Here is a 23,851-nt window from a genome sequence, read left to right on the forward strand (position 1 = left end):
GTTAAACCTCCAATTGGGCGGCCGTTAGCAGCCCTTTGTATTCAAGTAAACGGGCGATCATCGCCATCCGGACGTACACGCCGTTAGTCATTTGTTGAAAGATTCGGGACTGGGGTGCTTCTACCAGTTCACTGGCCAGTTCGACACCGCGGTTGACCGGTGCCGGGTGCATGATGATGGCGGTCGACTTCATTTTGGCGTACCGGGCAACGGTCAACCCGTATTGCCGGTGGTAAGCTCCAGCGTCAAACGCTTCGTTATTGGCCTGGGTTAACCGTTCGTGCTGCACCCGCAACAACATCATCACGTCCATTTCACCAACTAATTCGTCAATGGGCCGGTACTCGCCGTACTTGGCAAAGTCGGCGTTATACCATTCCGCGGGACCGCTGAAGTAGACCGTTGCGCCTAACTGGGTCAACAGTTCCATGTTAGACCGGGCCACCCGGGAATGCGCTAGATCACCAATAATGGCGATCTTAAGGCCGTCAAAGTGGCCGAACTCTTCATAAATGGTCAACATATCTAATAACGACTGTGAGGGGTGTTGCCCACTACCATCCCCGGCGTTGATCAGGCTCAGCGCTAAGTTCGCGTCAGTTAAGGGCTGGTAGTAACGGTCGCGCGGGTGCCGAATCACGGCTAGGTCAATACCGATAGCTTGCACCGTTTTAAGCGTATCAAGCAAACTTTCACCCTTGGTCACCGAACTGGTTTTAGGATCAAACGGAATCACCTGCATCCCCAGTCGGCGTTCCGCCATTTCAAAACTAGTGTGGGTCCGGGTGCTGTTTTCAAAAAAGAGGTTCATGGCAAAGCTTGGCCGTTTTAGCCGCACCGTTTTGCCCGCCTTGAATGCTTGTGCTAACTTGATAAAATCCATGACGTCTTCATTGTTAAACTGGTCAACACTGACCAAGTAATTACTCGTTTGCATGTTTGTTTGCGTCTCCCGTCTTAATTTAAAGAAAAAAGTCTAGCTCCCGCAAAATTGTTTGCAAAGAGGCTAGACTCCGATCAAGCGGCCACGCGTGGCCAAACCGTTTCGTTCCTCTCTGGAAACAATTAAATGGTTAGTTATTCAATTTATCCTTCTAATTTTTCAATAGTGATCCCGTCGTGCCCATCGTGTTCTTCAAGGGCGACGTTAACTTGTTCATCCAACGCGGTTGGAATGTTTTTGCCGATAAAGTCTGGGCGAATCGGTAATTCACGGTGGCCCCGGTCAACTAAGACGGCCAAAGAAATCTTGGCGGGACGGCCATGGTCCATCAGGGCATCCAACGCGGCCCGCACCGTCCGCCCCGTAAAGAGCACGTCATCAACTAAGATAATGTGTTTGCCGTTGATGTCGACCGGAATATCCGCGCCGTTTAACTTAGCCTGACCCGCTACGTCAATGGCGTGGTGGTCATCCCGGTATAACGTGATGTCTAATGAGCCCACCGGTACGTCAACGTCTTCCAACTGCTTTAAGCGTTGTGCTAACCGTTCGGCTAAGTAAATGCCCCGTGTCTTGATTCCGATAAATACCAAGTTACCGACACCCTTGTTCTGTTCGATAATTTCATAAGTGATCCGCGTTAGTGCGCGGCGCATGGTCATTGCATCAACGACTTCTCGTGCCATTTCTTAGTCAGCTCCATTCTTTATATTTCACCCTCAGGAGTCAAAAAAAGGGCTCCCGTTTTCCTGCGAAAACCGTCGGAGACCCACTAATACCCGTTCCCCTTGTTAGCCTCACAGGACTAAGTTAAAGGTGCTTGTTTAATTGCAATAAGTGTAACCAACTCTGCTAGTGGTGTCAAGTTTGTTTCATAACCGCTTTGGCCCCCTCTTCTTAATAAACCAAATAACGTTGAAACCACGGTGAATCCCACTTATCATTCGAACTACTCGTTAAATTGGTAACCAAACCAACACCGAAATTAATTTATTTTTAATCTATTTTTCATTTAATTATAGTCAAACTGACAAATTATCGGTATACTACTTGTGAAAGATAACTAATTTTAGGGGGAATCACCATGCGTTTACAAACACTACTACGAACACCGTCCATGCACCACATGCGCGTAATTGCGGGTAAACGCGGCTTAAAACGGGAAATCAACAACATTGGCATGATCGAATCCCCCGACATTGCGGACTTTTTAAAGGCGGATCAATTTCTGATCACCAACGGTTACCCCTTCATCAATACCACGACCGATCCGACCACGTTAATCAAGGCGATGCACGCCGCAAACTGTGCCGGACTCGGCTTTAAGGACCACCGTTACGTTGACCACCTTCCCAAAGCGGTCCTCGACCTAGCTGACGAACTGGCCTTTCCCATCATTATTACTCCGGGTGATGAACTGATCTCCGAAACGATGCGCAAAATGCTCAGCGTTATTCTTAAATCCCAGACGGACGAACTCAGTCGGATCGTTAACGCTAACCAAAGTCTCGCCGACCTCCTATTAAAAGATCCGAGTCACGCAACGGTCTTGAACAAGTGTAGTGAAATTTTAGACCACGCCCTGTTTTTAATGGACAGCCACTTCCGGGTCGTTAGTGGGTCGCAAAGCTTACCGGTTACCCGAGCGACGTTAACCGATTTTTTACGTAACCAAACCAACATCGACTATTTTAACTTACATACCCGGACGACCGTGACTTATCAACACCTTGAGTTAACGATTACGCCCCTCTTTTCCGCCTACAAAGAAAACAAGGCTTTCGTGGGGATCGTGAATTTAGATCCGGGCAACTCAACCGACCAAATGTTGACCCAGGTGGTTTTAAACACCCTCAGTTTTGTGAATAGTCGGGTCGACATGCTCAACGAGTCGGCGTTCCGTAATCAAAGTGGTTTTTACCTTAACGTCATGGACGGAGGTATTTCTAACGACTTAGTCAACAAAACCCTTAAAGCCCAAGCCATTGAGCCAAGCACAAAATTCCACTGTGCCACCATTTTAGTCACCACTAGTCACCAGACGTTACTCAGTAACCACCTGCTTGAACAGGTGCAGCAACTTACGCTGTGGTTTATTAAAGAATACCAAGCACCCGTGATTGCCTTCTCACTTAAGCAACAATTGGTCCTGCTGATCAACGCCGAACAAAACGCCCAGCATTTTTTGACCGCCCTGGTAGACTTTATCCAACCGAAGTTGGACAAGGCCGCCCGGTTGATCGTGGGATACAGTTACTCGACCCTCCCGTTGACGGAATTAGCCACCACTTATAACGAAGCGGCCGAAGCGTTAGCGCTCAGTAAAAATAGCCCGCACGCCATCACCATCTACCGGCCGAAGTACGTCAAGGAGTTGATTTCATTAATTCCAGCCAACGAAGCCAAGTCGTTCGTGGAACGGGTGCTGGGGGGGCTCGTGAGCGGTATCAGCGCGCACGAACAGCTTAACCTGCTCAACACGCTCTACGGTTACTTTTATTACCACCAAAACATCGCTGAAGTGGCCGGTCACTTAGAAATTCACCGGAACACCGTCATTTACCGCCTTAAAAAAGTTGAAAAAATGCTGACGCTCAACCTAGACGACCCTGAACAGACCCAAACGTTAGAAATGGCCGTTTTACTCTGGCACAACCAAGCGTCACAAAAGTGAACGTTTACATTTTTAAATTTTATCATTAACCGAATTTTACGAACATTAAATTATCCGCATAAGTTTGTATTCGGTTTTTTTGTATGTTAGAATAATCTTCATTCAAATACGAGTTTATTGCCTATATAATGTCATGATATGGTTGACGAGTTTCTACCCAATCCCGTAAAGATTGGACTATAAGCAAACGAGGCCGCTCCCCGTTTGTGGGAGTGGCCTTTTTAGGCACATAAAAACTTGGCAAGTCCAAACACGTTTGGGCGTAAACGAACTTGAGGAGGAAGATTGGTTTGAAGGAAGTTTCTACATCCCCTAAAATTTCCAACGTAAAAGCGGCCATTTTAGGGTTTCAGCACTTATTAGCAATGTATTCCGGTGACGTGTTAGTCCCCCTCTTAATTGGGGCGGCGCTGCACTTTACCACCGAACAGTTAACGTACTTGGTCTCAATCGATATTTTCATGTGTGGGATTGCCACGTTCTTACAATTAAAACGTACCCCGGTCACCGGGATCGGGTTACCAGTCGTTTTAGGGTGTGCCGTTCAGGCGGTCAACCCGTTGATTGAAATCGGGAAAACGTACGGTTTAGGGACCATGTACGGTTCCATTATTGGCGCCGGAATTTTTATTTTTCTAATTGCCGGACTCTTTTCTAAAATCAAACACCTTTTTCCACCGGTTGTGACCGGTTCACTGATTACCATTATCGGTTTCACGTTAATTCCCGTCGCGTTTCAAAACTTAGGTGGCGGTGACGCGACCGCTAAAGATTTTGGTAACCTGCCGGCGCTCGGCATTGGATTTTTAACGATTGCCATCATCTTACTCATTAGCGTCTTTGCCAAGGGCTTCATGAAGTCGGTTTCCATCCTGATTGGCATCTTAGCCGGAACCTTAGTTGCCGGCGCGTTCGGGATGGTCTCCTTAAAACCGGTCGCCGAAGCTAGCTGGTTCCATCTGCCAACCCTGTTCTACTTTGGGACACCACACTTTGAATGGTCCTCAATTTTGACCATGATCCTCGTTTCCCTGACGACAATGGTCGAATCGACCGGGGTCTTCTTCGCCCTGGGGGATATCACTGGCCGAAAAATCGAGGGTGACGACTTAAAACGGGGTTACCGAGCGGAAGGCATCGCCGTTATCTTAGGGGGGCTGTTCAACACCTTCCCGTACTCAACTTTCTCAGAAAACGTTGGGGTAGTTCAATTATCCGGAGTTAAAACGCGCAAACCCATCTATTTCTCCGCGGCCTTTCTGGTCGTTCTCGGATTATTGCCTAAAATTGGGGCCCTGGCCACCGTCATTCCGGATCCGGTTCTGGGCGGCGCCATGGTCGTGATGTTCGGAATCGTGGGGATTCAAGGTATCCGCATGCTGGCCCAAGTTGATTTCCGTAATAACAATAACTTGTTAGTTTCCGCGGTTTCCATTGGGCTCGGCTTAGGCGTAACCGTCCAAACCCACATCTTCCAATTTTTACCGAATGCTTTACAGATCATGTTGAGTAACGGGGTGGTCGTTGGGAGTCTAGCAGCGGTGCTCCTCAACCTGCTCTTTAACCGTCACGCGGCGGAAAATACGGTCGATGACGAAGCGGTTGGGCTTAACGAGTCCAATCAAGACTAAGTTCCACCAGCATCAAGCCAAACAAACTAAGTTTTCTCCGCCCCGTGCGAGAAGCTTAGTTTGTTTTTTTGTCGCTCCGATTAGACGTTACGGTCATTAACCTTAATTAGGCATTCGTAAGAACCACCTTCCCACGCATGCGGCCACTTTCCACGAGTCGGTGGGCTTCCCGTAAATTGGCCGCATTAATTGGGCGTAACGTTTTGGTTAGGGTCGTCTTTAACCGTCCCGCGTCCAATAACTGACTAATTTGCTCTAAAATTTGGTGCTGCGTCACCATATCAGCCGTTTGGTAATGAGACTTTGAATACATCCATTCCCAGGCAAAGCGCACCCGTTTTGCTTTGATCAGATTTAAGTTGAGGTGGGCGTTACTCTGCGTAGTAGAAACGACGGTGCCCGCCGGCTTGATCAGCGTTGCGATGGCCGGCCAGTACGTTGTCAAATTATGCAACTCTAAAACGGCGTCCACACTAGTAATTTGTCGTTGTTGCAACTGCTGAGTAAGCTCCTGATGATGGTTGATCACCACGTCGGCCCCGTTTGCTTGAACCCAAGCCGCCGACTGTGCCCGTGAAGCCGTCCCGATGACCCTCAAGCCCGCTAAATGGGCTAACTGGGTTGCAACCGATCCGACCCCACCGGCCGCGTTAATGATCAGGAGTCGCTTCGCGTGGTTCGCTGCAGGATTTTGCCAGTCAAAGGGCATTAATTCGAAGAGGCTCTCCCACGCCGTCAAACTAGTGAGCGGCATCGCTGCCGCCTGGGCGTCCGTTAACGTGGCGGGGGCGTGGCCCACGAGTCGTTCGTCAACTAATTGGTATTCCGCATCGCAACCCGACCGGTCAAAGGAACCGGCGTAAAAGACCCGTTCTCCAGGTTGAAACAGCGTACAAGCATTTCCGACCGCAGTAACGATCCCCACGGCATCCCAGCCAATAATCGTCGGTGTTTCCTTCGCAGCTCCGCGTCCCCGCCATACAAAGACGTCGACCGGGTTAACGGCCACCGCGGTTACATGGACCAATAAATCGTGGCCGTGCGCTACTGGCCGCGCCGTTTCAAAATCCACCAGTGCTCGTTCGTTACTGATTGGTAAATGTTTGGTAAATCCAATTGCTTTCATTCATCATCAACTCCCTTTCATTTTCCATGATAGGCCGTTTCAACGGACACACAATCCTGCAATTAATGTCAGTAAGTGTCACAAAAGACACCATCAACCTGCAAACGTCCGTGACCTGCTATACTCGTTTTAAGGAGGAAATTGAACATGCAACGTTATCGCTATGATTGTGAACCCGGCTGCCCGGTTGTCAGCACCTTACAAATTATTGCTGGTAAGTGGAAAGCCGTTTTAATTTACCATTTGATGCACCACACCGTCTTACGCTTTCATGATTTTCACCGGCTGCTGCCCGCGCTACAGCCACGAATGTTGGCGCGCCAACTCCACGAACTCGAAGCGGACGGAATCATTCAAAAAACCATCTACCCGGTCATGCCACCCAAAACTGAATACCGTTTAACGGATCTGGGAAGGAGTCTTGAGCCCATCATTTCTGAAATGGCTAAATGGGGACAACGTTATAACGAAATTAATCCCGATTTAGCCACTAATTAGGCCGTTACACCCACTTCCCTTTTTCACGCAAAACCAGTATGTTATACTGGTTAATTGTGTGATTGTTAACTTTTTATTCATTTAGGAGTGAGTGTTATTTTAGAGCAACTATTTCATTTACGGGAAAACCGAACGTCAATCCGGCGGGAGTTCGTTGGTGGGCTAACCACTTTTCTGGCGATGTCCTACATTTTAGCCGTTAACCCCGAACTACTTGGGAGTACCGGGATGAGCAAAACGGCGGTCTTCACCGCGACCGTAATGGCCGCCATCGTCGGTTGTTTATTAATGGGGCTCGTTGCGAACTTTCCGGTCGCCCTCGCGCCGGGGATGGGGCTAAACGCCTTCTTCACCTACACGGTGGTCCAAGAATGGCACATTCCGTGGCAAACTGCCCTGGCCGGCGTGTTCGTTGCCGGGATTCTGTTCATTTTATTGACCCTGTCTAAGTTACGCGATAAGCTGATCAATCTGATCCCCAGCGCCCTCAAGTACGCGGTTTCTGCCGGGATTGGACTGTTTATTGCCTTTTCCGGTTTACAAACTTCTGGGATCATCGTTGCCAGCAAGTCAAACGCGGTCGCCCTGGGTAACCTGCATAGTCCAACCGTTTTATTAGCTATTTTTGGGATTATTATCGGTATTATGCTCGTAACTGCTAACGTGACCGGCGGAATTTTCTGGGGCATGTTTATCACGGCCGTTGTTGGCATGATCTTTGGAATCATTCCGTTACCGACCGGGATCGTTAGCGGTGTCCCGAGCGCTCAGCCCATTTTTGGTCAGGCGTTGACCCACCTGACGGACATCAACTCGTTTCAAATGATCATCGTCATTTTGACTTTCTTCATTATCGGTTTATTTGATACGTCGGGTACCCTCGTCGGGGTCGCCACCGAAGCTGGCATGGTCAATCACGACACCGGGGAAGTCAAGGGCGTCGGAAAGGCGCTCTTTAGTGGCGCATTAGCAACGACTCTGGGAGCGCTCTTCGGGACGTCACCCACCACCGCCTACGTGGAATCTACCTCGGGGGTAGCGGTCGGTGCCCGCACCGGCTTATCTTCCGTTTTCGTGGCCGTTTTGTTTGCAATTGCTGCCTTCTTCTCACCGGTCTTAACGGTGATCACGTCGGCCGTAACCGCGTCCGCACTAATTATCGTGGGTATCTTGATGTTGTCCAACGTGCAATACATTGACTGGACCAAGTTTGAAATTGCGGTACCGGCCTTTTTCACCATGATCATGATGCTCCTGACTTACAGCATTTCTGAAGGATTAGCCGTTGGGTTTATCTTTTACCCAATCACGATGACCGTGAAGGGGCGCTGGCGGGAAGTTAACGCGTTAATGTGGACCATGATGGTCGTCTTCATTTTGTACTTCGCCTTCGTGGCCTAAAAAAACGATCAGAGTGTGCCAAAAGTCGGTCAGCTGGTGAGCATTAACGGCGTATGGCGAATAATCCTGGGTTTGGATTGTTTGACATACGGGGTTAAGCGGAGCCAGCTGACTTTTGACGCACGTTTCGACAATAATTGTACGGAGATACAACAGAGGCTGTGACTTTTGTCACAGCCTCATCGTTTTTTATATTGACAACTGCTCACGCATTAAACGAGTTCTGCGAAATATTTAATCGTCCGCACCATCTGACTAGTGTATGAATTCTCGTTATCGTACCACGCTACGGTTTTAACTAATGTCTGGTGATTTGGCAAGCTGGTTACCTTAGTCTGGGTGGCATCAAATAACGAGCCATAACGAATCCCGATCACGTCGCTAGAAACCAATTCTTCCTCAGTATAGCCAAACGACTGATTGGTTGCCCGTCGCATGGCACCGTTCACGTCGTCCACACTAACGTCGCCATCCACAACGGATACCAATTCAGTCAGCGAACCGTCCGCAACCGGCACCCGTTGAGAAACACCGTCTAGTTTTCCCAATAATGATGGAATGACCAAACCAATCGCTTTAGCCGCGCCAGATGACGTGGGGACGATATTAATGGCCGCCGCGCGGGCTCGGCGTAAGTCTCCCTTCCGGTGCGGCCCATCCAGGGTCATTTGATCACCGGTATAAGCGTGAATCGTAGTCATATACCCTTTTACAATCGGGGCAAGTACGTTCAAAGCCGCCGTCATCGGTGCTAAACAGTTCGTCGTGCAGGACGCAGCGGAAATGATCCGGTCCTTAGCCGTTAACGTTTGCTCGTTGGTACCAAAGACAATCGTTGGTAAGTCGTTACCAGCCGGCGCGGAAATTACCACTCGCTGTGCGCCAGCATCCAAGTGCGCCTGTGCTTTCGCCTTAGACGTATAGAACCCCGTGCATTCAAGTACCACGTCCACGTGTAACGTTCCCCATGGTAAATGACTGGCATCCGCTTCTGAATAGATGGTAATCCTTTGACCATCGACTTCGATCCAGTCGGGCCCCGACTTGACCGTTTTCGCCAATTCGTACTGGCCGTGCATTGAATCGTGTTTTAATAAGTGTGCCAACATCTGGGGATCAGTTAAATCGTTAATTGCCACAACTTGGTAGCCCGGTGCGGCAAACATTTGACGAAATGCTAACCGACCAATCCGTCCAAAACCGTTAATCGCAACTTTTACCGTCATAGTAATAACCTCCTAAATAAATTAACTTGATGACAGTCTTTATTCTACGTTGATTAGATTTTTAAACAATGTATAATAAGTAACGATTAACTATACTTTTTGTAAGAAGTGAGCATTTTATGCAGCATGATCGGTATAAAGAACGTGATGTTCAAATCGACTTCAAACCACACGTTGACTTTCAAAATATGACAACTAATTGTCTTCAATTAATTTTTATCACGAACGGCAGTTTAACAGCCAATTTAAACCAGCGCCCCGTTAGTTTAAAAGCACCGGTAATCCTATTTTTAACTCCCCACGACACCTGGGAATTAACGGATAGTCGGCAGCCGGCCGCACAGGCATTTCAATTTCAAAGCGATTTTTTGAAAACCGTTCCCTATTCAAAGTACCAAGAATACCATATCAAAACGCCCGAATTAATGAACGGATTGAGTCGTTTTACGGCTAAAGAGTCCCGCCTTAAGATTTTCCACCTTCAGCGGGCCCTTTTTGAAAAACTCCACCAATTCTTTTTTATTCTTGGAACCGAGGTCTTTGCCCAAAGTGACCACCTCTGGGTCTGCCGCATCAAAAAATATTTAATTCAGATTCTTAAAGTATTAGAAGACCTCAACCGTGAACACGTTACTTCTAGTGTCGACAACGTGTTGGATTACATTTACACCAATTACGATACCAAAATTACGCTCGCCGACTTAGTCAACGTTGCCCACCTCAACCGGGTCTCACTTAACCGGCAGTTTAATGAGCGGGTTAATATGACCGCCATGACCTATTTAGCACACTACCGACTAGCTGTGGCTGATCAACTGCTAATTCACACCGGGATGAGCCTAGCCGACATTGCCGCGGCCGTGGGGTACGATTATGAAACCTACTTCATTAAGCAGTTCCAAAAACAACGGGGCGTTTCACCAACCGCATTCCGGCTAAATTCCCGTGAATTAGCAACCATTATCTAACCCTTAAGCGTTCGAAACTCGACTAAGCGTAGTCAGAGTGTGCCAAAAGTCGGTTAGCGGTTAAGCGGAGCCCGCTGACTTTTGAAACCCGTTTCGACAATAATTGTTCGAAGATAAAACAGCGGTTGTGACAAAAGTCACAGCCGCTGTTTTATCTTCAACTAGTCCCCTAGTCCCCAAACTTCTTCCGCAATTGACTTCACCAGTGCCACCTTTGCCCACTGTTGCGCGGGTGTTAAGATGTTACCCTCTTCGGTGGACGCAAAGCCACACTGGGTACTGAGGCATAGCCGGTCTAACGGAACGTACTTAGCCGCTTCGTGGATCCGGTCAATGATCGTTTGGCGGTCTTCTAATTCACCAGATTTGGACGTGATCAAGCCTAAAACCACCAGCTTGTTATCACTAACGAGTTTCAACGGTTCAAAACCCCCGGCCCGGTCACTATCGTATTCTAAGTAGTAGGCGTGGACATTTTCGTGGTTAAACAACGGGTCGGCCACCGTTTCGTACCCACCCGCAGATGCCCAGGTAGAATGATAATTCCCACGGCAAATGTGGGTATTGATCGTTAAATCGCTGGGTAAGTCCTGAACGGCTTCGTTATTAACTTGTAAGTAGAGTTGCTTATTTTGGTTTAAAACCGCGTCGTTACGTGCGGATACGTCGCCGGTTTCGGCACCCTTAGCATGGTTCCCGGCTAACATCCCCCACGTACAGTCGTCCAATTGAACCGTGCGTGCACCGGCAGCGTATAAGTCCAACAACACTTGGTGATAAGCGGCAGCGAGATCGTGGACCGCCGCTTCATCGGTTGCGTAGACTTGCCGTAACGCCGCAACGTTTTCCGGTCGTTGTAGTTCCGCTAAACACTGGGCCGGGGCGGGAATGGTTTGTTTGACCTGAATTCCATCACTTACGTGGGCATAAACGAACTTGAACGCGTCCACAAACGGGTGGTTATGGCCGTCAATTTTACCACTAACGTAGGCGGATTCAGCCCGGGTCTCTTCATCGTGAAAAACGTACCCTTGATCCAACGTCTTCTTAGTAATGCCTTGTAGCCCCCAGAAAAAGTCTAGGTGCCACCAGCTCCGCCGAAATTCCCCGTCGGTAACCGCTTTGAGTCCCGCGGCTTCCTGTTGTTGGATCAACTTGATAATCTCAGCGTCTTCCACTGCCTTTAACCCGGCAGCGTCTAATTGTCCCGTCGCGTACTGTTGACGTGCCGTCTTTAAAGCCTGTGGACGTAAAAAGCTGCCGACCACGTCATAACGAAATGGTGAAGTTGTCCGGTTCGTAAAAGTTTCAGTTGTTGTCATAAGTGTGACCCCCGTTAATTGATTACTAAATTTTTAACCATAAAAAACGTCCCTTCCAATCACCACTGTGATTAGAAGGGACGTTTATTTCGCGCGTTACCACCCTAGTTTCGTTAATCATTTGCATAATTAACCTTAACGGTACCAATTGATACCCGGCAAGCTAACGGTTGCAACCGGTCAGGGAGCGTTAACCCCCAGACGTGCTCAGAGCTCATCTTCACCACCGTTAAACACACCCGTTTCCACCATCCGGGTTCGCTGTTGTGCTGGTAGGTCGCTACTCTTCTCTTCAACGCAAAAATTAGATTACGATTAAATGATGATTAAATCATAGTGGTAATAACGGACTTTGTCAAGGCACTTGTTAATTATTTTTGACGAAGGCCCTTCGCACCAATGTCGTGCCGGTAAACCAACGGCCCCAAATCCAGCCGTGCTAATTGTTCATAAACGGCAGCTTGCGCAGTAGCCAACTGGTCAGCCTTGCCGGTTAGCATCATCAGCCGACCACCGGCGCTGGTTAACCGATTAGGCTGCCCCGCCACACTGGCATAGTAAGCCCCTGGAACGGTTGGCACGGGAACCCCCTGCTGAGTGGGGCCAGGGTACCCCGGTGCGGCCAAAACAACTCCCAAATACGTTGAGCCGCTCTGCCACCGGGCTACCGGTTGGCGGTGCTGTAAGAGATCAATGATAACCTGGTAAAAATCACTTTGAAGTTGTGGTAAGAGAATCTGCGTTTCCGGATCACCCAGTCGTAAATTGTATTCAATGACTTGCGGACCAGCCGGTGTCAAAATACCACCAACGTAAATCACCCCTTCAAAGCTTAACCCGTCCGCCTTCAACCCGGCAATTGTCGGTTCAATAATGGTTTGAACGGTTTGGTGAAGAACTGCCGGTGTGATTTGGGGGACCGGTGAGTAAGCTCCCATTCCACCAGTATTAGGACCCCGATCACCATCGTCTAAGCGTTTATGGTCCTGCGCGGTCGGCAAAAGGACGTAATGGTTCCCACCAACCAGTACCATTTGGGAAAATTCAAAACCCGCAACAAAGTCTTCAATCAAAACGGTATCGGTGGTCTCAAACGCACGGGTCAACGCGTCACGCGCCTGCTCGGCACTCGTTGCCACGGTCACACCCTTCCCCGCAGCCAGGCCATCCACTTTAATAACCTGGGGTAAACCTCGCCGCGCACTGTCCGTTAACGCGTCGTCCAAGTTATGAAATAGTCGGTACCCCGCCGTTGGAATGTGGTGTTTGGCCATAAATTCCTTTGCAAAAACCTTGGAACTTTCCAACCGCGCGGCTGCTTGGTGCGGACCAAAAACAGCTAAGCCGGCCGCCTGAAAGTAATCCACAATACCGGCCGCCAGGGGGACTTCCGGCCCAATAAAGGTCAGACTGATCGTGTTCTGACGGGCAAACTCCGCTAACGCCGTAAAATCCATCTCGTTAATGGCCACGGTCTGAATGTGATCCAACCGCATCCCCGGATTCCCCGGCGCACAGTAGACCGCCGTCACTTGGGGACTAGCTAACATTTGCTTAGCGATGGCGTGCTCACGACCGCCATTACCAACTACTAAAACTTTAGCCATGGTTTGCCACCTTTCAATTAATGACGGAAGTGCCGGACGCCGGTCGTTACCATGGCAATCCCGTAACGGTCAGCCATTGCAACCGAATCTTTATCACGAATACTACCGCCGGGTTGAACAATGGCCCGAATGCCGTGCTGGGCGGCGTATTCCACGCAATCATCCATCGGGAAGAACGCGTCGGAGGCTAAAATGGCGTTTTCGTAACCGGGTTTACTCATGGCCTTTTTAATGGCAATCTTCGTCGAATCGATTCGGTTCATTTGACCCGAACCCACGCCCAGGGTCCGGTCGGCAGTTGTGACCACGATGGCGTTACTCTTAACGTGTTTCACAACTTGTTGACCAAATGCCAAGGCTTTTAATTGGGCCGCGGTCGGTTGTGTCTTGGTCACAACGGTAAAGTCGGCCGGCGTTTCGAAAGCGTTGTCGACTTCTTGCCGTAACAAACCACCGCCCACCGAAATCGTTTCAAATTTATCAGCGGTGTGCGCTTGATCAAAGTCGACCGTTAGTAGTCGTAGATTCTTCTTCTTAGCCAGAACTTCGTAGGCGTCGTCGTCAAAACTTGGTGCAATGATAATTTCGAGGAACAGCGCGTGCATCTTTTCGGCGGTGGCTAAATCAACCGGCCGGTTCGACGCAATGATGCCGCCAAAAATGGAAATGGAATCGGCCGCGTACGCTTTATCCCAAGCCGCTTCAATCGTTTCACCAAGTCCCACCCCACACGGGTTCATGTGTTTCATGGCCACGATGGCGGGTTGCGTGTATTCACTCACCATGCGTAAGGCCGCATCGGCATCCTTAATGTTGTTATACGAAAGTTCCTTACCATGGAGCTGTTTAGCCGCCGTGATTGAGAACGTCGTTGGTAACGCGTTTTCGTAAAAGGCCGCCTGTTGATGACTGTTTTCACCATAACGCAGGGCTTGTTTTTTATCGTAAGTTAACGTCAATTTATCCGGAAATTCATCGGTCGTTAAGTACTGCGCAATCAAGGCGTCGTACGCGGCAGTGTGCTGGAACACTTTCGCCGCCAATCTTTGCCGCAATTCTGGCGTTACTTTATCTTCCCGTAAGTCGGTCAAAATGCGATCGTAGTCGGCCGGGTCTACGATTGGTAGGACCGCCGCAAAGTTTTTGGCAGCCGAGCGTAACATGGACGGTCCGCCAATGTCGATCTGTTCAATGGCCTCCGCCTGAGTAACGTCGGGTTTTTGAATTGTCGCTTTAAACGGGTACAGGTTAACCACGACCATGTCGATCGGTGTAATGCCCGCTTCCTTTAATTGAGCCATGTGCGCGGGTACGTCGCGACGTGCTAACAAACCAGCGTGAACCTTCGGGTGTAACGTTTTGACCCGCCCGTCCAACATTTCCGGAAAACCAGTAACTTCTTCGATCCCAATTACCGGAATACCGGCTGCTTCAAGGGCTTTTTTAGTTCCACCAGTCGAAACCAGTTCGTAATCAAGGGCAACCAGCCCCTTGGCAAAGTCGGTTAAACCCTGTTTATCGGAAACACTTAATAATGCACGTTTTGTCATCTTAAATAGCTCCTTTAGTTATGAGTGTTTGTAACACGTCGGGATAAAATTGGTGTTCACAATCATGAATTCTAGTTGCCAGCGTTGTTAGCGTATCGGTTGGGTAGACTGGCACCACCCGTTGTTCAATAATCTGACCCGTATCGATTCCCGCGTCAATGTAGTGGATCGTAACGCCCGTTTCCTTCACGCCGGCAGCAAAGGCGTCTTCAATACCGTGCCGACCGGGAAAATGCGGGAGTAACGCGGGGTGTAAGTTAATAATTTTATGCGGATAAGCGTCCAACAGGGTTGGTCCAATAATCCGCATGTACCCCGCCAGTAGAACGGCGTCCACGTGCCGCGCCTGCAACGCCGTCAAGATAATGGCTTCGGCCGCGGCCTTATTTTGGTAATCGTGAAAATTGACGATCAAGACGGGAACGTTAACGGCCTGAGCCTTTTTGATTACCGGCGCGTTGGGCTGGTCACAAACTAACAGTCCAACGTTTACGGGTAACTGGCGATCCACCACGGCCCGTTGCAGCGCCACAAAGTTCGTCCCGTTGCCGGAAGCAAAAATCGCAATCGTTTTAGTCATGCTGTGCCTCCCTAAAAACGACTGGTTGGTTGCCCGTCGCTACGGTACCGACCTGGTAAAACGGTTGGTTACCTGCGCTGAGACTAGCGGTCACGGCCGCGAGTTTGTCAGGATGAACAATTAGGACCATCCCCAAGCCCAAATTAAAAGTCGCTCGTAAGTCAGCCGTAGTCAGGTCCCCCAGCTCAGCCAAGAGGGGCATAATTGGCGGAACCGGCCAAGTCCCGTTATCCAGCTGGGCACTCAGGCCTGCCGGTAACGCCCGGGCGACGTTTTCAATCAAACCGCCCCCCGTAATGTGCGCAATACCAGCGACCGCTTTAGCTTTAAGCAGCGGTGCCACGGCGTCCACGTAAATCTTTGTGGGCCGCAACAGTTCGGTTTGCAAGTCGTGGCCCAACTCAGCAAAAACGTGGGTTAACTTGAACTGGTGTTGTTTAAATAATATGTCCCGCACCAAGCTGAACCCGTTAGAATGCAACCCGTTGGACGGTAACCCAATCAAGACATCACCGGCGAGCACGTTTTCTGGACTGAGGAGTGCGGCCCGGTCGGCAATTCCGACCGCAAAACCGGCCAAATCGTAGTGGGCCTGACCATACATATCCGGCATTTCAGCCGTTTCCCCACCAATCAGTTTAGCGTGGGCCTGTTCACAACCAGCGACCACTCCCGCAAGGATTGCTTTGACCCGTTGCTGGTCGGTGTGACCGAGTCCCAGATAATCGAGGAAAAACTGGGGGAGAGCCCCCTGCGCCAAAATATCATTCACACACATTGCGACTAAGTCAATCCCAATCGTATCGTGTTGGTCAGCGGCAATCGCCACTAGTAGCTTGGTGCCCACACCGTCGGTACCGGCCACCAGGACCGGATCATTGCTAACACTCGTTTGACTAAGGGGAAACAACCCGCCAAAGGCGCCCAGCTGGGTATTACCGCTCATCTTTTTGACCGTTTTTAAAACTTCGTAGCCGGCGTTGATGTCGACCCCCGCTTTTTTATACGCATCGCTCACTGGATCACCCCTTTTGTTTCGCTTGTAATTGTTTAATTTCTTCGTCGTATTCTGCTTGGTAATCGTATAGCGGCGTTGGGTAGTCACCGTTAAAGTAGGCCATACATAGTCCCCCGTACGGCGCGTCGACGTCTAAACCAACCGCGTCGATAACGCCGCGCTCGCTTAAGAACCCTAAGGAATCAGCCCCAAAGGTGGCACACATTTCAGGAATCGTTTGTTGCGCCGCAATCAATTCACGGGTCGTTTGAATGTCGATGCCGTAAAAACACGGGTACCGCAATGGCGGTGACGCAATGCGCAGGTGGACGGCCTTAGCCCCAGCATCCTTTAATAGCTTAACGATCCGTTTACTGGTCGTCCCCCGAACGATGGAGTCGTCGATCAAAACGACCCGCTTACCAGCGACCACCCCCTTCACGGCGGATAGTTTCATCCGGACACCCTGCTCACGTAAAGCTTGCGTAGGCTGAATGAACGTCCGTGAAGAATACTGGTTCTTAATTAAACCCATTTCATAAGGTAAGCCACTAGCCTCGGCGTAACCCGTTGCGGCCGACAGTGATGAGTTCGGAACCCCGACCACGATGTCGGCGTCAACCGGTTGTTCCTGTGCTAACCGGGCGCCCATTCGTTTACGGGCGGAATGAACGTTGACCCCGTGAATATTGGAATCCGGCCGCGCAAAGTAAATGTACTCCATGGAACAAATGGCTAGCTGGGTATCGGTGGTGTAATGATCAATTTTTAACCCCTCATCGTCAATGGTTAGTAACTGACCGGGTTGAACGTCCTGGATAAAGGTCGCCCCAACCGCGTCGAGGGCGCAAGTTTCACTACATACTACGTAGCCACCGCTCGGCAATTGGCCCACGACTAACGGTCGAAAACCGTTCGGGTCTAGGGCCGCAAATAAGCGGTCATTGGTCAACAATAAGTAGGCAAAGCCCCCGTGAACTTGACGAAGCGCATCCTTCAACTGGTCCGTTAGCGTGGCCGCGGGACTGCGCCGAATCAAGTGCATCAAAATTTCGCTGTCGGAACTGGCGTGAAAAATCGCACCGTGCATTTCCAAGCGACGCCGGAGCGTTACCGCGTTCGTCAAATTACCGTTGTGGGCTAACGCAAATTGACAATCACTAAAGTTAAACCCGAGCGGTTGGATATTTTCCAACCCGTGATTACCGGCCGTCGCGTAACGAACGTGGCCAACCGCGGCGTTACCACTCAACCGTGCTAACCGACTCGGATCACGAAAGACGTCCGCTAATAAGCCGAGTCCCCGTTCCGAGGCCAGGGTCCCGTGATCATTCGCGGTAATGCCAGCGCCTTCCTGACCACGGTGTTGCAACGCGTGCAGTCCAAAGTAGGTCAACTGGGCGGCGTCTGGCGAACCCCAGACACCAAACAACCCACACTCCTCATTTAAACCCTTTACTTCAGTAGGCATGGTAAGGCCCCTTCCCAAAGCTGTTTCGCAAAACTAACGGGCAAATCAAAATTCTGGTCACCGGTTTGAACAAACAGCCGGTCATCGGCCGTAGTCTGACCAAGGTAGGTCGCGTACGGTTCCATTAAGCTTTCAAAGTTTGCCCGGTTTTCCGGCGTTACGGAAATGACAAAGCGTGACTGGGTCTCAGCAAAGAACTCGGCCGCCGGTAGGGAACTCTTTAACGCCACCCCGAAGCCGTTACCAAAGCAAGACTCCGCAATGGTCGTAATCAGACCGCCCTCCGAAACGTCGTGGGCACTCGCGACTAATCCCTTTTGAATGGCCCGCAACAGTAACCGTTGATTCTGGTTTTCAGTCACTAAATCAAAGTCGAATAATTCACCGGCAATCGTCCCCGTCAACATTTTTTGTAACTCGCTGCCGTTAAAATCGGCACCGGTGTCACCCAAAACGTAAACCGCGTCGCCTGCGTGTTTAAAGTCCTGAGTCGTAATGTCCTTTTGGTGTTTGATCAACCCAACCATCCCAATCATTGGCGTTGGGTAAATCGCCTCACCGTTGGACTCGTTATTTAACGAAACGTTGCCGGAGATGACCGGCGTATTAAATAACTGGCAAGCCCGGGCAATTCCCATGGCGGATTCGTCTAGATCGTAGAACTGCTCCGGCTTTTCCGGATTACCGTAGTTTAAGCAGTCGGTAATGCCCAACGGTAACCCACCGGAAGCCACGATGTTGCGCGCCGCTTCGGCCACCGCAATTTCACCCCCGACCCGCGGATTTAAGTACAGGTAGCGACCGTTCACGTCGGTCGTGACGGCCAAAGCCTTATCCGTGTGACGGATGCGAATGACCCCGGCGTCCGACCCCGGTTTAACGACCGTGTTCGTCTGCACCTGTGAATCATAAGTTTCATATAACGACTTTTTCGACGCAATCGTCGGCTGCTGTAACATTTTTTTCAGCGTCCCGGTCGCGTCCACGATCCGGGGCATAAATTGGTGATGACTCTGCTGGTTCAAACGGGTTGGTCGTTTCTTTTCCCGCTGGTAGACCGGGGCCTTCGTCGCCAACGCGTCAACCGGCACGTCCGCCACTAACTTCCCGTGGTGAAACAACTGGTACTGGTGTCCGGCCGTCACTTTACCGATCGTCACCGCGTCCAAGCCGTATTTTTCGAATACCTGGTAAATTTCCGCTTCCGCGCCGGCCTTGACACACAGCAACATCCGTTCCTGTGATTCGGACAGCATCAGTTCAAACGGTGTCATTCCAGTTTCCCGTTGTGGGACTAAATCAAGGTTTAACTCCAGACCACTGCCGGCCTTAGAGGCCATTTCAGCGGACGAAGAAACTAACCCGGCCGCGCCCATGTCTTGAATCCCAATCAACACGTCCCGGTGGTCATGAATGACTTCCAAGCAAGCTTCCATTAGAAGTTTTTCCATGAACGGGTCGCCAACCTGAACGGCCGAACGTTGGGTATCCTTTTGATCATTAAATTCCGCCGAGGCAAACGACGCCCCGTTGATCCCGTCGCGTCCGGTTTTTGCGCCCACGTAAATGACGCTGTTTCCAATCCCGGTCGCCTGGCCCTTTTGGATGTCTTTTTGGTTCAAAATTCCAACGCACATGGCGTTGACCAGCGGATTTTTTTGATAACTCGCGTCAAAAACGGTGTCACCACCAATGGTCGGAATACCAATGCAGTTACCGTAACCACCGATGCCGGCAACTACTTGTGAAATTAAGTATTTGGTGTGGGCATCGTTAGGTTCCCCAAAACGCAAACTATCAAGCAGCGCAATGGGCCGCGCGCCCATTGAAAAAATATCACGAATAATCCCACCAACGCCGGTAGCCGCCCCTTCGTACGGTTCCACGGCGGACGGGTGGTTATGACTTTCAGCCTTAAAAACGACCGCCTGACCATCACCAATGTCGATGATTCCCGCTCCTTCACCGGGGCCTTCCAGAACTTGTTCACCCTGGGTCCAGAACTTTTTCAGTACCGGCTTCGAATTTTTGTAAGAGCAGTGTTCGCTCCACATGCCGGAAAACAACCCGGCCTCCGTATAGTTCGGCAACCGTCCTAAAACGTCATCCGTTAAGAGCTGGTATTCGGCATCCGTCAGTCCCCACTCGCGGTACGCTTTCGAATCCCGCAACTGGGTCGGTGTCAATTCAGTTTGCTTAAGCATGGGTGGCCTCCTTTTGACTGGTGATCAGTGATTCAAAAATACCAAGTCCGTCAGTTGAGCCCAAAATGGTTTCAACCGCCCGTTCTGGGTGGGGCATCATGCCCAGTACGTTGCCCGCCCGGTTAATAATTCCGGCAATGTTGGCCGTACTCCCGTTCGGGTTATCAACGTATTCAAAGACAATTTGGTGGTGGGCCTTTAAATCGGCCAACGTGGCGGCGTCACAGTAATAATTACCTTCACCGTGCGCAATGGGTAACTGGATGTGCGCTTGGGCAGCGTAAGCACTTGAGAACCGGGTTTGATTATTTTTAACGACTAAGTCACTCGTTTTACAAATAAACTTGGACGACCGGTTAGCCTGCAACGCACCGGGCAACAAACCAGCTTCCGTCAAAATTTGGAAGCCGTTACAGATGCCCATAACTGGTTTGCCCGCGTTAGCAAAGGCCTTAACGGCGTCCATGACCGGTGCAAAGCGTGCGATTGCCCCACTGCGTAAGTAGTCACCGTACGAAAAGCCCCCGGGCAAAATGACGGCGTCGTAACCGTCCAACGTCGTGGTACTCGCAGCGACGAGGTCCGCTTCCATTTTCAAAACATCCCGTAACGCGTTGACCATATCATGATCACAATTTGAACCGGGAAATACGGGTACGGCAAATTTCATGGCTATAACGCCTCCATCTCGGTAATTTCGTAACGGTAAGTTTCCATGTTCACGTTAGCTAACAGGCGGTCACACATCTCATCAACTTCGGCAGCCACCGGACGATCGTCGGCACGCAGTTTAATTTCAAAATACTTGCCGAGCTCCACGCTCTCCACGTTTTGATAACCGAGCCGGTGCAGTGCGTCGTTGACCGCTTCTCCCTTGGGATCAAGGATCGATTGTTTATACGTGACGTAAATTTTTACTAAGTACATTATTGTTGGTCCCCCTCAACGGATGCGAGCCGTTTTAAAACTTCCTGATAAACGGTCGTTAAATCCCCTAAATTTTTACGAAAAACGTCCTTATCCAAAGATTTCTGCGTCGCTTTATCTACTAAACGACAGCTGTCCGGTGAAATCTCATCGGCTAGTAAAACGTGTCCAGCCGCGGTTAACCCAAACTCAATTTTAAAGTCCACTAGTTGGACGTTCATCTCGGCAAAAATGGCTTGTAACCGGGTGTTGACCAACAGCGCTTGGCGCTTCATTTCTGCAACCGTCGCGGCGTCGGCCACCTTAAGGGCCGCCACTTGAGAGTCGTTAATAAACGGGTCATCCAAGGCGTCACTTTTGTAAAAGAATTCCAAAACCGGCCGCTCAAACGTCATCAAGTGGGGCGTCGCAAACTTCCGTTCAAAGCTGCCAGAAGCCGCGTTCCGCACGACCGTTTCCAACGGGATCATCTTGACCTTACGAACCAGTTGAACGTGGTCGGAAAGTTGTTCAATAAAGTGGTTTTGAATGCCGTGTTGCGCTAAATCTTTAAAAATCAGACTAGAAATACGGTTATTCAGCAACCCCTTTTCTTCAACCGCAACCTTCCGCTTACCGTTGAGCGCGGTCGCTTGATCTAAGTATTCTACCCATAAAACTTCCGGGTAGTTAGTAGCGTACATTTCCTTTGCTTTACCGGTATATAATAATTCGCCCTTTTTAACCGTCGTTGTCATGCCTATTGTTCTCCCTTCAAGAGGTCCAAAGATGCTAGTGCCGTGTCAATGTTCTGATTTAAAACGGTGACGTGTCCCATCTTACGTTGCGGTTTAATTTCCGCCTTACCATAATCATGGAAGTGCCACTCGGGGTGTTCCACCAAGTGTTCGCGGGCAACCGTCAAGTCCGTCCCCAATAAGTTCCGCATGACGGCCGGCGAGGTCTGTACGACCGGCGGAATCGGCAGCCCACAAATACTACGAATGTGGGCTTCAAACTGAGAAACGTTGCAAGCTTCAATCGTATAGTGCCCGGAATTGTGAGGTCGTGGGGCGAGTTCGTTAACGAGTAACGTATCATCCGGTAGTACGAAAAATTCAATTCCTAACACCCCGCGCAGCTGTAACGCGTCCGCAATTGAAACCGCAATCTTTCGAGCCGCGTCGTGCACTTTCGGCCGAACGTTGGCCGGGGCGATCGTCGTGTGCAAAATATGGTGCTGATGACGATTTTCAACCAATGGGAAGGTGGTAACGACTCCGCCTGCGCTTCTAGTCACCATAATGGATACTTCCGCGCGAAACTCTTGCCGGGCTTCAAGGATGCACGGGTGGTCGATCAACGCCGCCGCCCCGGGTGTGACGACTGGTTGGTTCAAGTCGGTTTGACCGTGACCATCGTACCCCCCCGTAACCGTTTTAAGGATGGCCGGCGTGCCGACCCGGTTCAGTGCGTAATTTAAGGATTGCCGATCATGAACCGGTGCGAACGGTGTTACCGGAATACCGTGATCGTGTAAAAATTGTTTCTCGTTGAGGCGGTTCCCAGTTATATGTAATAACTCGGTCCCCTGTGGTAGTTGCGCAAATTGTTGGGCCGCCTTCAGGGCCGCTTCGTCCACGTTTTCAAATTCATAAGTTAAGACGTCGCTGCGTTTGGCGAGGTCCATCAAAGCCCCCTGGTCCTGATAATCCGCCGTAACTTGAAAATCTGCTACCTGAGCAGCCGGCGCTTGGGGCGTGGGATCCAATACGCCGACGTGATAGCCCATCGCCTTAGCACTCAGCGCCATCATTTGACCTAGTTGACCGCCACCAACGATTCCAATGGTGGCCGGTGGTAAAATCACCCGTTTAGAATTGGCGTTCACTTTGTTCAGCCTCCTGCCGTTGTTGGTCGCGAAAATCACTAACTGCTCGTTGAACCCGGGCATCCTGCAAACCGAGAATCTGGGCCGCCATCAACGCCGCGTTCTTGGCACCGGCTTCCCCGATTGCCATTGTAGCTACCGGGACACCGCCGGGCATTTGCACGATTGAAAGTAGGGAGTCCATCCCGTTCAGGGCCCGGGTCTTAATTGGAACCCCGATTACGGGCAAAACCGTGTTAGCCGCAAGCATTCCTGGTAAGTGCGCCGCACCCCCGGCTCCCGCAATGATGACTTGTAGGTCATTTGCTACCGCCTGTTCACCGTACGCTTGCAACGTCCGTGGCATGCGGTGCGCTGAAATCACGTGCCGTTCATAGGTGATACCCAGTGCATCTAACTGTTGCGCGGCCACTTGCATGGTCGGCCAATCGGAAATCGAACCCATTACTAAACCAACTTTTGCCATCTCGATCCCTCTTTCCTTGTTTTCACCAATAGTTTAGCAACCATTGTTCGGACTGTCAACGAATTTCTTAACTTTATTGATAAATTAACATTTTAATGTTCGTGTTTATTAAATTGGCGATTAAGCTTACTAACCAACTAATTTCGGTGTTTTCCTTATTAAATCACCGGCTAGCCCGATTAAGTCGGCCTGAACTCAGCTTTGACGTTTGCCTCAGTGATAAATTTATTTATATTAGTAAAGCCGAACATTTCGTTATTCCATTTTTACACAAAAACGAGGCTGTGACATAAGTCTCTAAAAACAAAGCCAGTCTGGAAAAATCTTCGGATTTTTCCGGACTGGCTTTTGATATAATGGAAAATAAAAAAGAGTACCGGTCGCACCCGA

General features: G+C 50.2%; 21 protein-coding genes, 1 riboswitch and 1 other annotated feature. Of the genes, 5 read left to right on the top strand and 16 right to left on the bottom strand.

The window, feature by feature from the left end; translation table 11 throughout:
* Position 1: 1 nt before the first annotated feature.
* A complete protein-coding gene (locus tag D1831_RS06310; RefSeq protein WP_125072085.1) occupies positions 2 to 937 on the bottom strand; it encodes an aspartate carbamoyltransferase catalytic subunit in 936 nt (311 codons plus the stop codon).
* A 149-nt stretch (positions 938 to 1,086) separates the two neighbouring features.
* Positions 1,087 to 1,629, bottom strand: a complete 543-nt coding sequence (gene pyrR / locus D1831_RS06315) for a bifunctional pyr operon transcriptional regulator/uracil phosphoribosyltransferase PyrR (protein WP_125072086.1) — start codon at positions 1,627 to 1,629, stop codon at positions 1,087 to 1,089.
* Between the two features lie 398 nt (positions 1,630 to 2,027).
* On the opposite strand from pyrR, the gene D1831_RS06320 reads away from it, so the two are divergent.
* Positions 2,028 to 3,617, top strand: coding sequence for a PucR family transcriptional regulator (locus D1831_RS06320; protein ID WP_125072087.1), 1,590 nt, complete (start codon positions 2,028 to 2,030; stop codon positions 3,615 to 3,617).
* 101 nt (positions 3,618 to 3,718) lie between these two features.
* Positions 3,719 to 3,817, top strand: a riboswitch (purine riboswitch).
* Positions 3,818 to 3,907: 90 nt separating this feature from the next.
* Complete coding sequence (locus D1831_RS06325) at positions 3,908 to 5,248, top strand: nucleobase:cation symporter-2 family protein (protein WP_125072088.1); 1,341 nt, start codon at positions 3,908 to 3,910, stop codon at positions 5,246 to 5,248.
* A 106-nt stretch (positions 5,249 to 5,354) separates the two neighbouring features.
* On the opposite strand, the gene D1831_RS06330 is transcribed toward D1831_RS06325, so the two are convergent.
* A complete protein-coding gene (locus tag D1831_RS06330) occupies positions 5,355 to 6,374 on the bottom strand; it encodes a zinc-binding alcohol dehydrogenase family protein (protein ID WP_125072089.1) in 1,020 nt (339 codons plus the stop codon).
* Positions 6,375 to 6,521: 147 nt separating this feature from the next.
* Here D1831_RS06330 and D1831_RS06335 point away from each other — a divergent pair, with 147 nt between their 5' ends.
* Together D1831_RS06335 and D1831_RS06340 are read left to right on the top strand one after the other, a co-directional pair.
* Complete coding sequence (locus D1831_RS06335) at positions 6,522 to 6,872, top strand: winged helix-turn-helix transcriptional regulator (protein WP_125072090.1); 351 nt, start codon at positions 6,522 to 6,524, stop codon at positions 6,870 to 6,872.
* Positions 6,873 to 6,959: 87 nt separating this feature from the next.
* Complete coding sequence (locus D1831_RS06340) at positions 6,960 to 8,273, top strand: NCS2 family permease (protein WP_225422804.1); 1,314 nt, start codon at positions 6,960 to 6,962, stop codon at positions 8,271 to 8,273.
* Between the two features lie 212 nt (positions 8,274 to 8,485).
* On the opposite strand, the gene gap is transcribed toward D1831_RS06340, so the two are convergent.
* Entirely contained in the window at positions 8,486 to 9,499 is a 1,014-nt protein-coding gene (gene gap / locus D1831_RS06345) for a type I glyceraldehyde-3-phosphate dehydrogenase (protein WP_125072091.1), read from the bottom strand.
* 119 nt (positions 9,500 to 9,618) lie between these two features.
* On the opposite strand from gap, the gene D1831_RS06350 reads away from it, so the two are divergent.
* Positions 9,619 to 10,467: an AraC family transcriptional regulator gene (locus tag D1831_RS06350; RefSeq protein ID WP_125072092.1), complete on the top strand. Its 849-nt coding sequence runs from the start codon at positions 9,619 to 9,621 to the stop codon at positions 10,465 to 10,467.
* A gap of 161 nt (positions 10,468 to 10,628) precedes the next feature.
* Here the strand turns inward: D1831_RS06350 and D1831_RS06355 are convergent, their stop codons facing one another.
* From D1831_RS06355 to purE, 12 genes are all read right to left on the bottom strand, one after another.
* Complete coding sequence (locus D1831_RS06355) at positions 10,629 to 11,789, bottom strand: 5-methyltetrahydropteroyltriglutamate--homocysteine S-methyltransferase (protein ID WP_125072093.1); 1,161 nt, start codon at positions 11,787 to 11,789, stop codon at positions 10,629 to 10,631.
* 73 nt (positions 11,790 to 11,862) lie between these two features.
* Positions 11,863 to 12,094, bottom strand: a binding site (T-box leader).
* A gap of 66 nt (positions 12,095 to 12,160) precedes the next feature.
* Entirely contained in the window at positions 12,161 to 13,396 is a 1,236-nt protein-coding gene (purD, locus tag D1831_RS06360; protein ID WP_125072094.1) for a phosphoribosylamine--glycine ligase, read from the bottom strand.
* Between the two features lie 17 nt (positions 13,397 to 13,413).
* Positions 13,414 to 14,946, bottom strand: a complete 1,533-nt coding sequence (purH, locus tag D1831_RS06365) for a bifunctional phosphoribosylaminoimidazolecarboxamide formyltransferase/IMP cyclohydrolase (protein WP_125072095.1) — start codon at positions 14,944 to 14,946, stop codon at positions 13,414 to 13,416.
* A gap of 1 nt (position 14,947) precedes the next feature.
* Complete coding sequence (gene purN / locus D1831_RS06370) at positions 14,948 to 15,526, bottom strand: phosphoribosylglycinamide formyltransferase (protein WP_125072096.1); 579 nt, start codon at positions 15,524 to 15,526, stop codon at positions 14,948 to 14,950.
* Positions 15,519 to 16,544, bottom strand: a complete 1,026-nt coding sequence (purM, locus tag D1831_RS06375; RefSeq protein ID WP_125072097.1) for a phosphoribosylformylglycinamidine cyclo-ligase — start codon at positions 16,542 to 16,544, stop codon at positions 15,519 to 15,521. The genes purN and purM overlap by 8 nt, the downstream gene beginning before the upstream one ends.
* 4 nt (positions 16,545 to 16,548) lie before the next feature.
* Positions 16,549 to 17,994 carry an amidophosphoribosyltransferase gene (gene purF, locus D1831_RS06380; protein WP_125072098.1) on the bottom strand — a complete coding sequence of 482 codons (1,446 nt, stop codon included), beginning with the start codon at positions 17,992 to 17,994 and terminating at the stop codon, positions 16,549 to 16,551.
* Positions 17,979 to 20,198 carry a phosphoribosylformylglycinamidine synthase subunit PurL gene (gene purL, locus D1831_RS06385; RefSeq protein ID WP_125072099.1) on the bottom strand — a complete coding sequence of 740 codons (2,220 nt, stop codon included), beginning with the start codon at positions 20,196 to 20,198 and terminating at the stop codon, positions 17,979 to 17,981. Before purL ends, purF begins: the two co-directional genes overlap by 16 nt.
* Positions 20,191 to 20,868: a phosphoribosylformylglycinamidine synthase subunit PurQ gene (gene purQ, locus D1831_RS06390; RefSeq protein ID WP_125072100.1), complete on the bottom strand. Its 678-nt coding sequence runs from the start codon at positions 20,866 to 20,868 to the stop codon at positions 20,191 to 20,193. The genes purL and purQ overlap by 8 nt, the downstream gene beginning before the upstream one ends.
* A gap of 2 nt (positions 20,869 to 20,870) precedes the next feature.
* Positions 20,871 to 21,125 (bottom strand): phosphoribosylformylglycinamidine synthase subunit PurS, encoded by a 255-nt coding sequence (purS, locus tag D1831_RS06395; RefSeq protein ID WP_125072101.1) that lies wholly within the window; start codon positions 21,123 to 21,125, stop codon positions 20,871 to 20,873.
* A complete protein-coding gene (gene purC, locus D1831_RS06400; RefSeq protein ID WP_125072102.1) occupies positions 21,125 to 21,862 on the bottom strand; it encodes a phosphoribosylaminoimidazolesuccinocarboxamide synthase in 738 nt (245 codons plus the stop codon). The genes purS and purC overlap by 1 nt, the downstream gene beginning before the upstream one ends.
* A gap of 2 nt (positions 21,863 to 21,864) precedes the next feature.
* Positions 21,865 to 22,995 (bottom strand): 5-(carboxyamino)imidazole ribonucleotide synthase, encoded by a 1,131-nt coding sequence (gene purK, locus D1831_RS06405; RefSeq protein ID WP_125072103.1) that lies wholly within the window; start codon positions 22,993 to 22,995, stop codon positions 21,865 to 21,867.
* Entirely contained in the window at positions 22,979 to 23,461 is a 483-nt protein-coding gene (purE, locus tag D1831_RS06410) for a 5-(carboxyamino)imidazole ribonucleotide mutase (protein ID WP_125072104.1), read from the bottom strand. Before purE ends, purK begins: the two co-directional genes overlap by 17 nt.
* Positions 23,462 to 23,851 lie beyond the last annotated feature (390 nt).

The organism is Lactiplantibacillus garii (genome assembly GCF_003885105.1).
GTDB lineage: Bacteria > Bacillota > Bacilli > Lactobacillales > Lactobacillaceae > Lactiplantibacillus > Lactiplantibacillus garii.

Excerpts from the sequence above, each read along its gene's own strand:
- D1831_RS06310 (WP_125072085.1), bottom strand. The coding sequence starts at position 937 with ATGCAAACGAGTAATTACTTGGTCAGTGTTGACCAGTTTAACAATGAA.
- pyrR (WP_125072086.1), bottom strand. The coding sequence starts at position 1,629 with ATGGCACGAGAAGTCGTTGATGCAATGACCATGCGCCGCGCACTAACG.
- D1831_RS06320 (WP_125072087.1), top strand. The coding sequence starts at position 2,028 with ATGCGTTTACAAACACTACTACGAACACCGTCCATGCACCACATGCGC.
- D1831_RS06330 (WP_125072089.1), bottom strand. The coding sequence starts at position 6,374 with ATGAAAGCAATTGGATTTACCAAACATTTACCAATCAGTAACGAACGA.
- D1831_RS06335 (WP_125072090.1), top strand. The coding sequence starts at position 6,522 with ATGCAACGTTATCGCTATGATTGTGAACCCGGCTGCCCGGTTGTCAGC.
- gap (WP_125072091.1), bottom strand. The coding sequence starts at position 9,499 with ATGACGGTAAAAGTTGCGATTAACGGTTTTGGACGGATTGGTCGGTTA.
- D1831_RS06350 (WP_125072092.1), top strand. The coding sequence starts at position 9,619 with ATGCAGCATGATCGGTATAAAGAACGTGATGTTCAAATCGACTTCAAA.
- D1831_RS06355 (WP_125072093.1), bottom strand. The coding sequence starts at position 11,789 with ATGACAACAACTGAAACTTTTACGAACCGGACAACTTCACCATTTCGT.
- purD (WP_125072094.1), bottom strand. The coding sequence starts at position 13,396 with ATGGCTAAAGTTTTAGTAGTTGGTAATGGCGGTCGTGAGCACGCCATC.
- purH (WP_125072095.1), bottom strand. The coding sequence starts at position 14,946 with ATGACAAAACGTGCATTATTAAGTGTTTCCGATAAACAGGGTTTAACC.
- purN (WP_125072096.1), bottom strand. The coding sequence starts at position 15,526 with ATGACTAAAACGATTGCGATTTTTGCTTCCGGCAACGGGACGAACTTT.
- purF (WP_125072098.1), bottom strand. The coding sequence starts at position 17,994 with ATGCCTACTGAAGTAAAGGGTTTAAATGAGGAGTGTGGGTTGTTTGGT.
- purL (WP_125072099.1), bottom strand. The coding sequence starts at position 20,198 with ATGCTTAAGCAAACTGAATTGACACCGACCCAGTTGCGGGATTCGAAA.
- purQ (WP_125072100.1), bottom strand. The coding sequence starts at position 20,868 with ATGAAATTTGCCGTACCCGTATTTCCCGGTTCAAATTGTGATCATGAT.
- purS (WP_125072101.1), bottom strand. The coding sequence starts at position 21,125 with ATGTACTTAGTAAAAATTTACGTCACGTATAAACAATCGATCCTTGAT.
- purC (WP_125072102.1), bottom strand. The coding sequence starts at position 21,862 with ATGACAACGACGGTTAAAAAGGGCGAATTATTATATACCGGTAAAGCA.
- purE (WP_125072104.1), bottom strand. The coding sequence starts at position 23,461 with ATGGCAAAAGTTGGTTTAGTAATGGGTTCGATTTCCGATTGGCCGACC.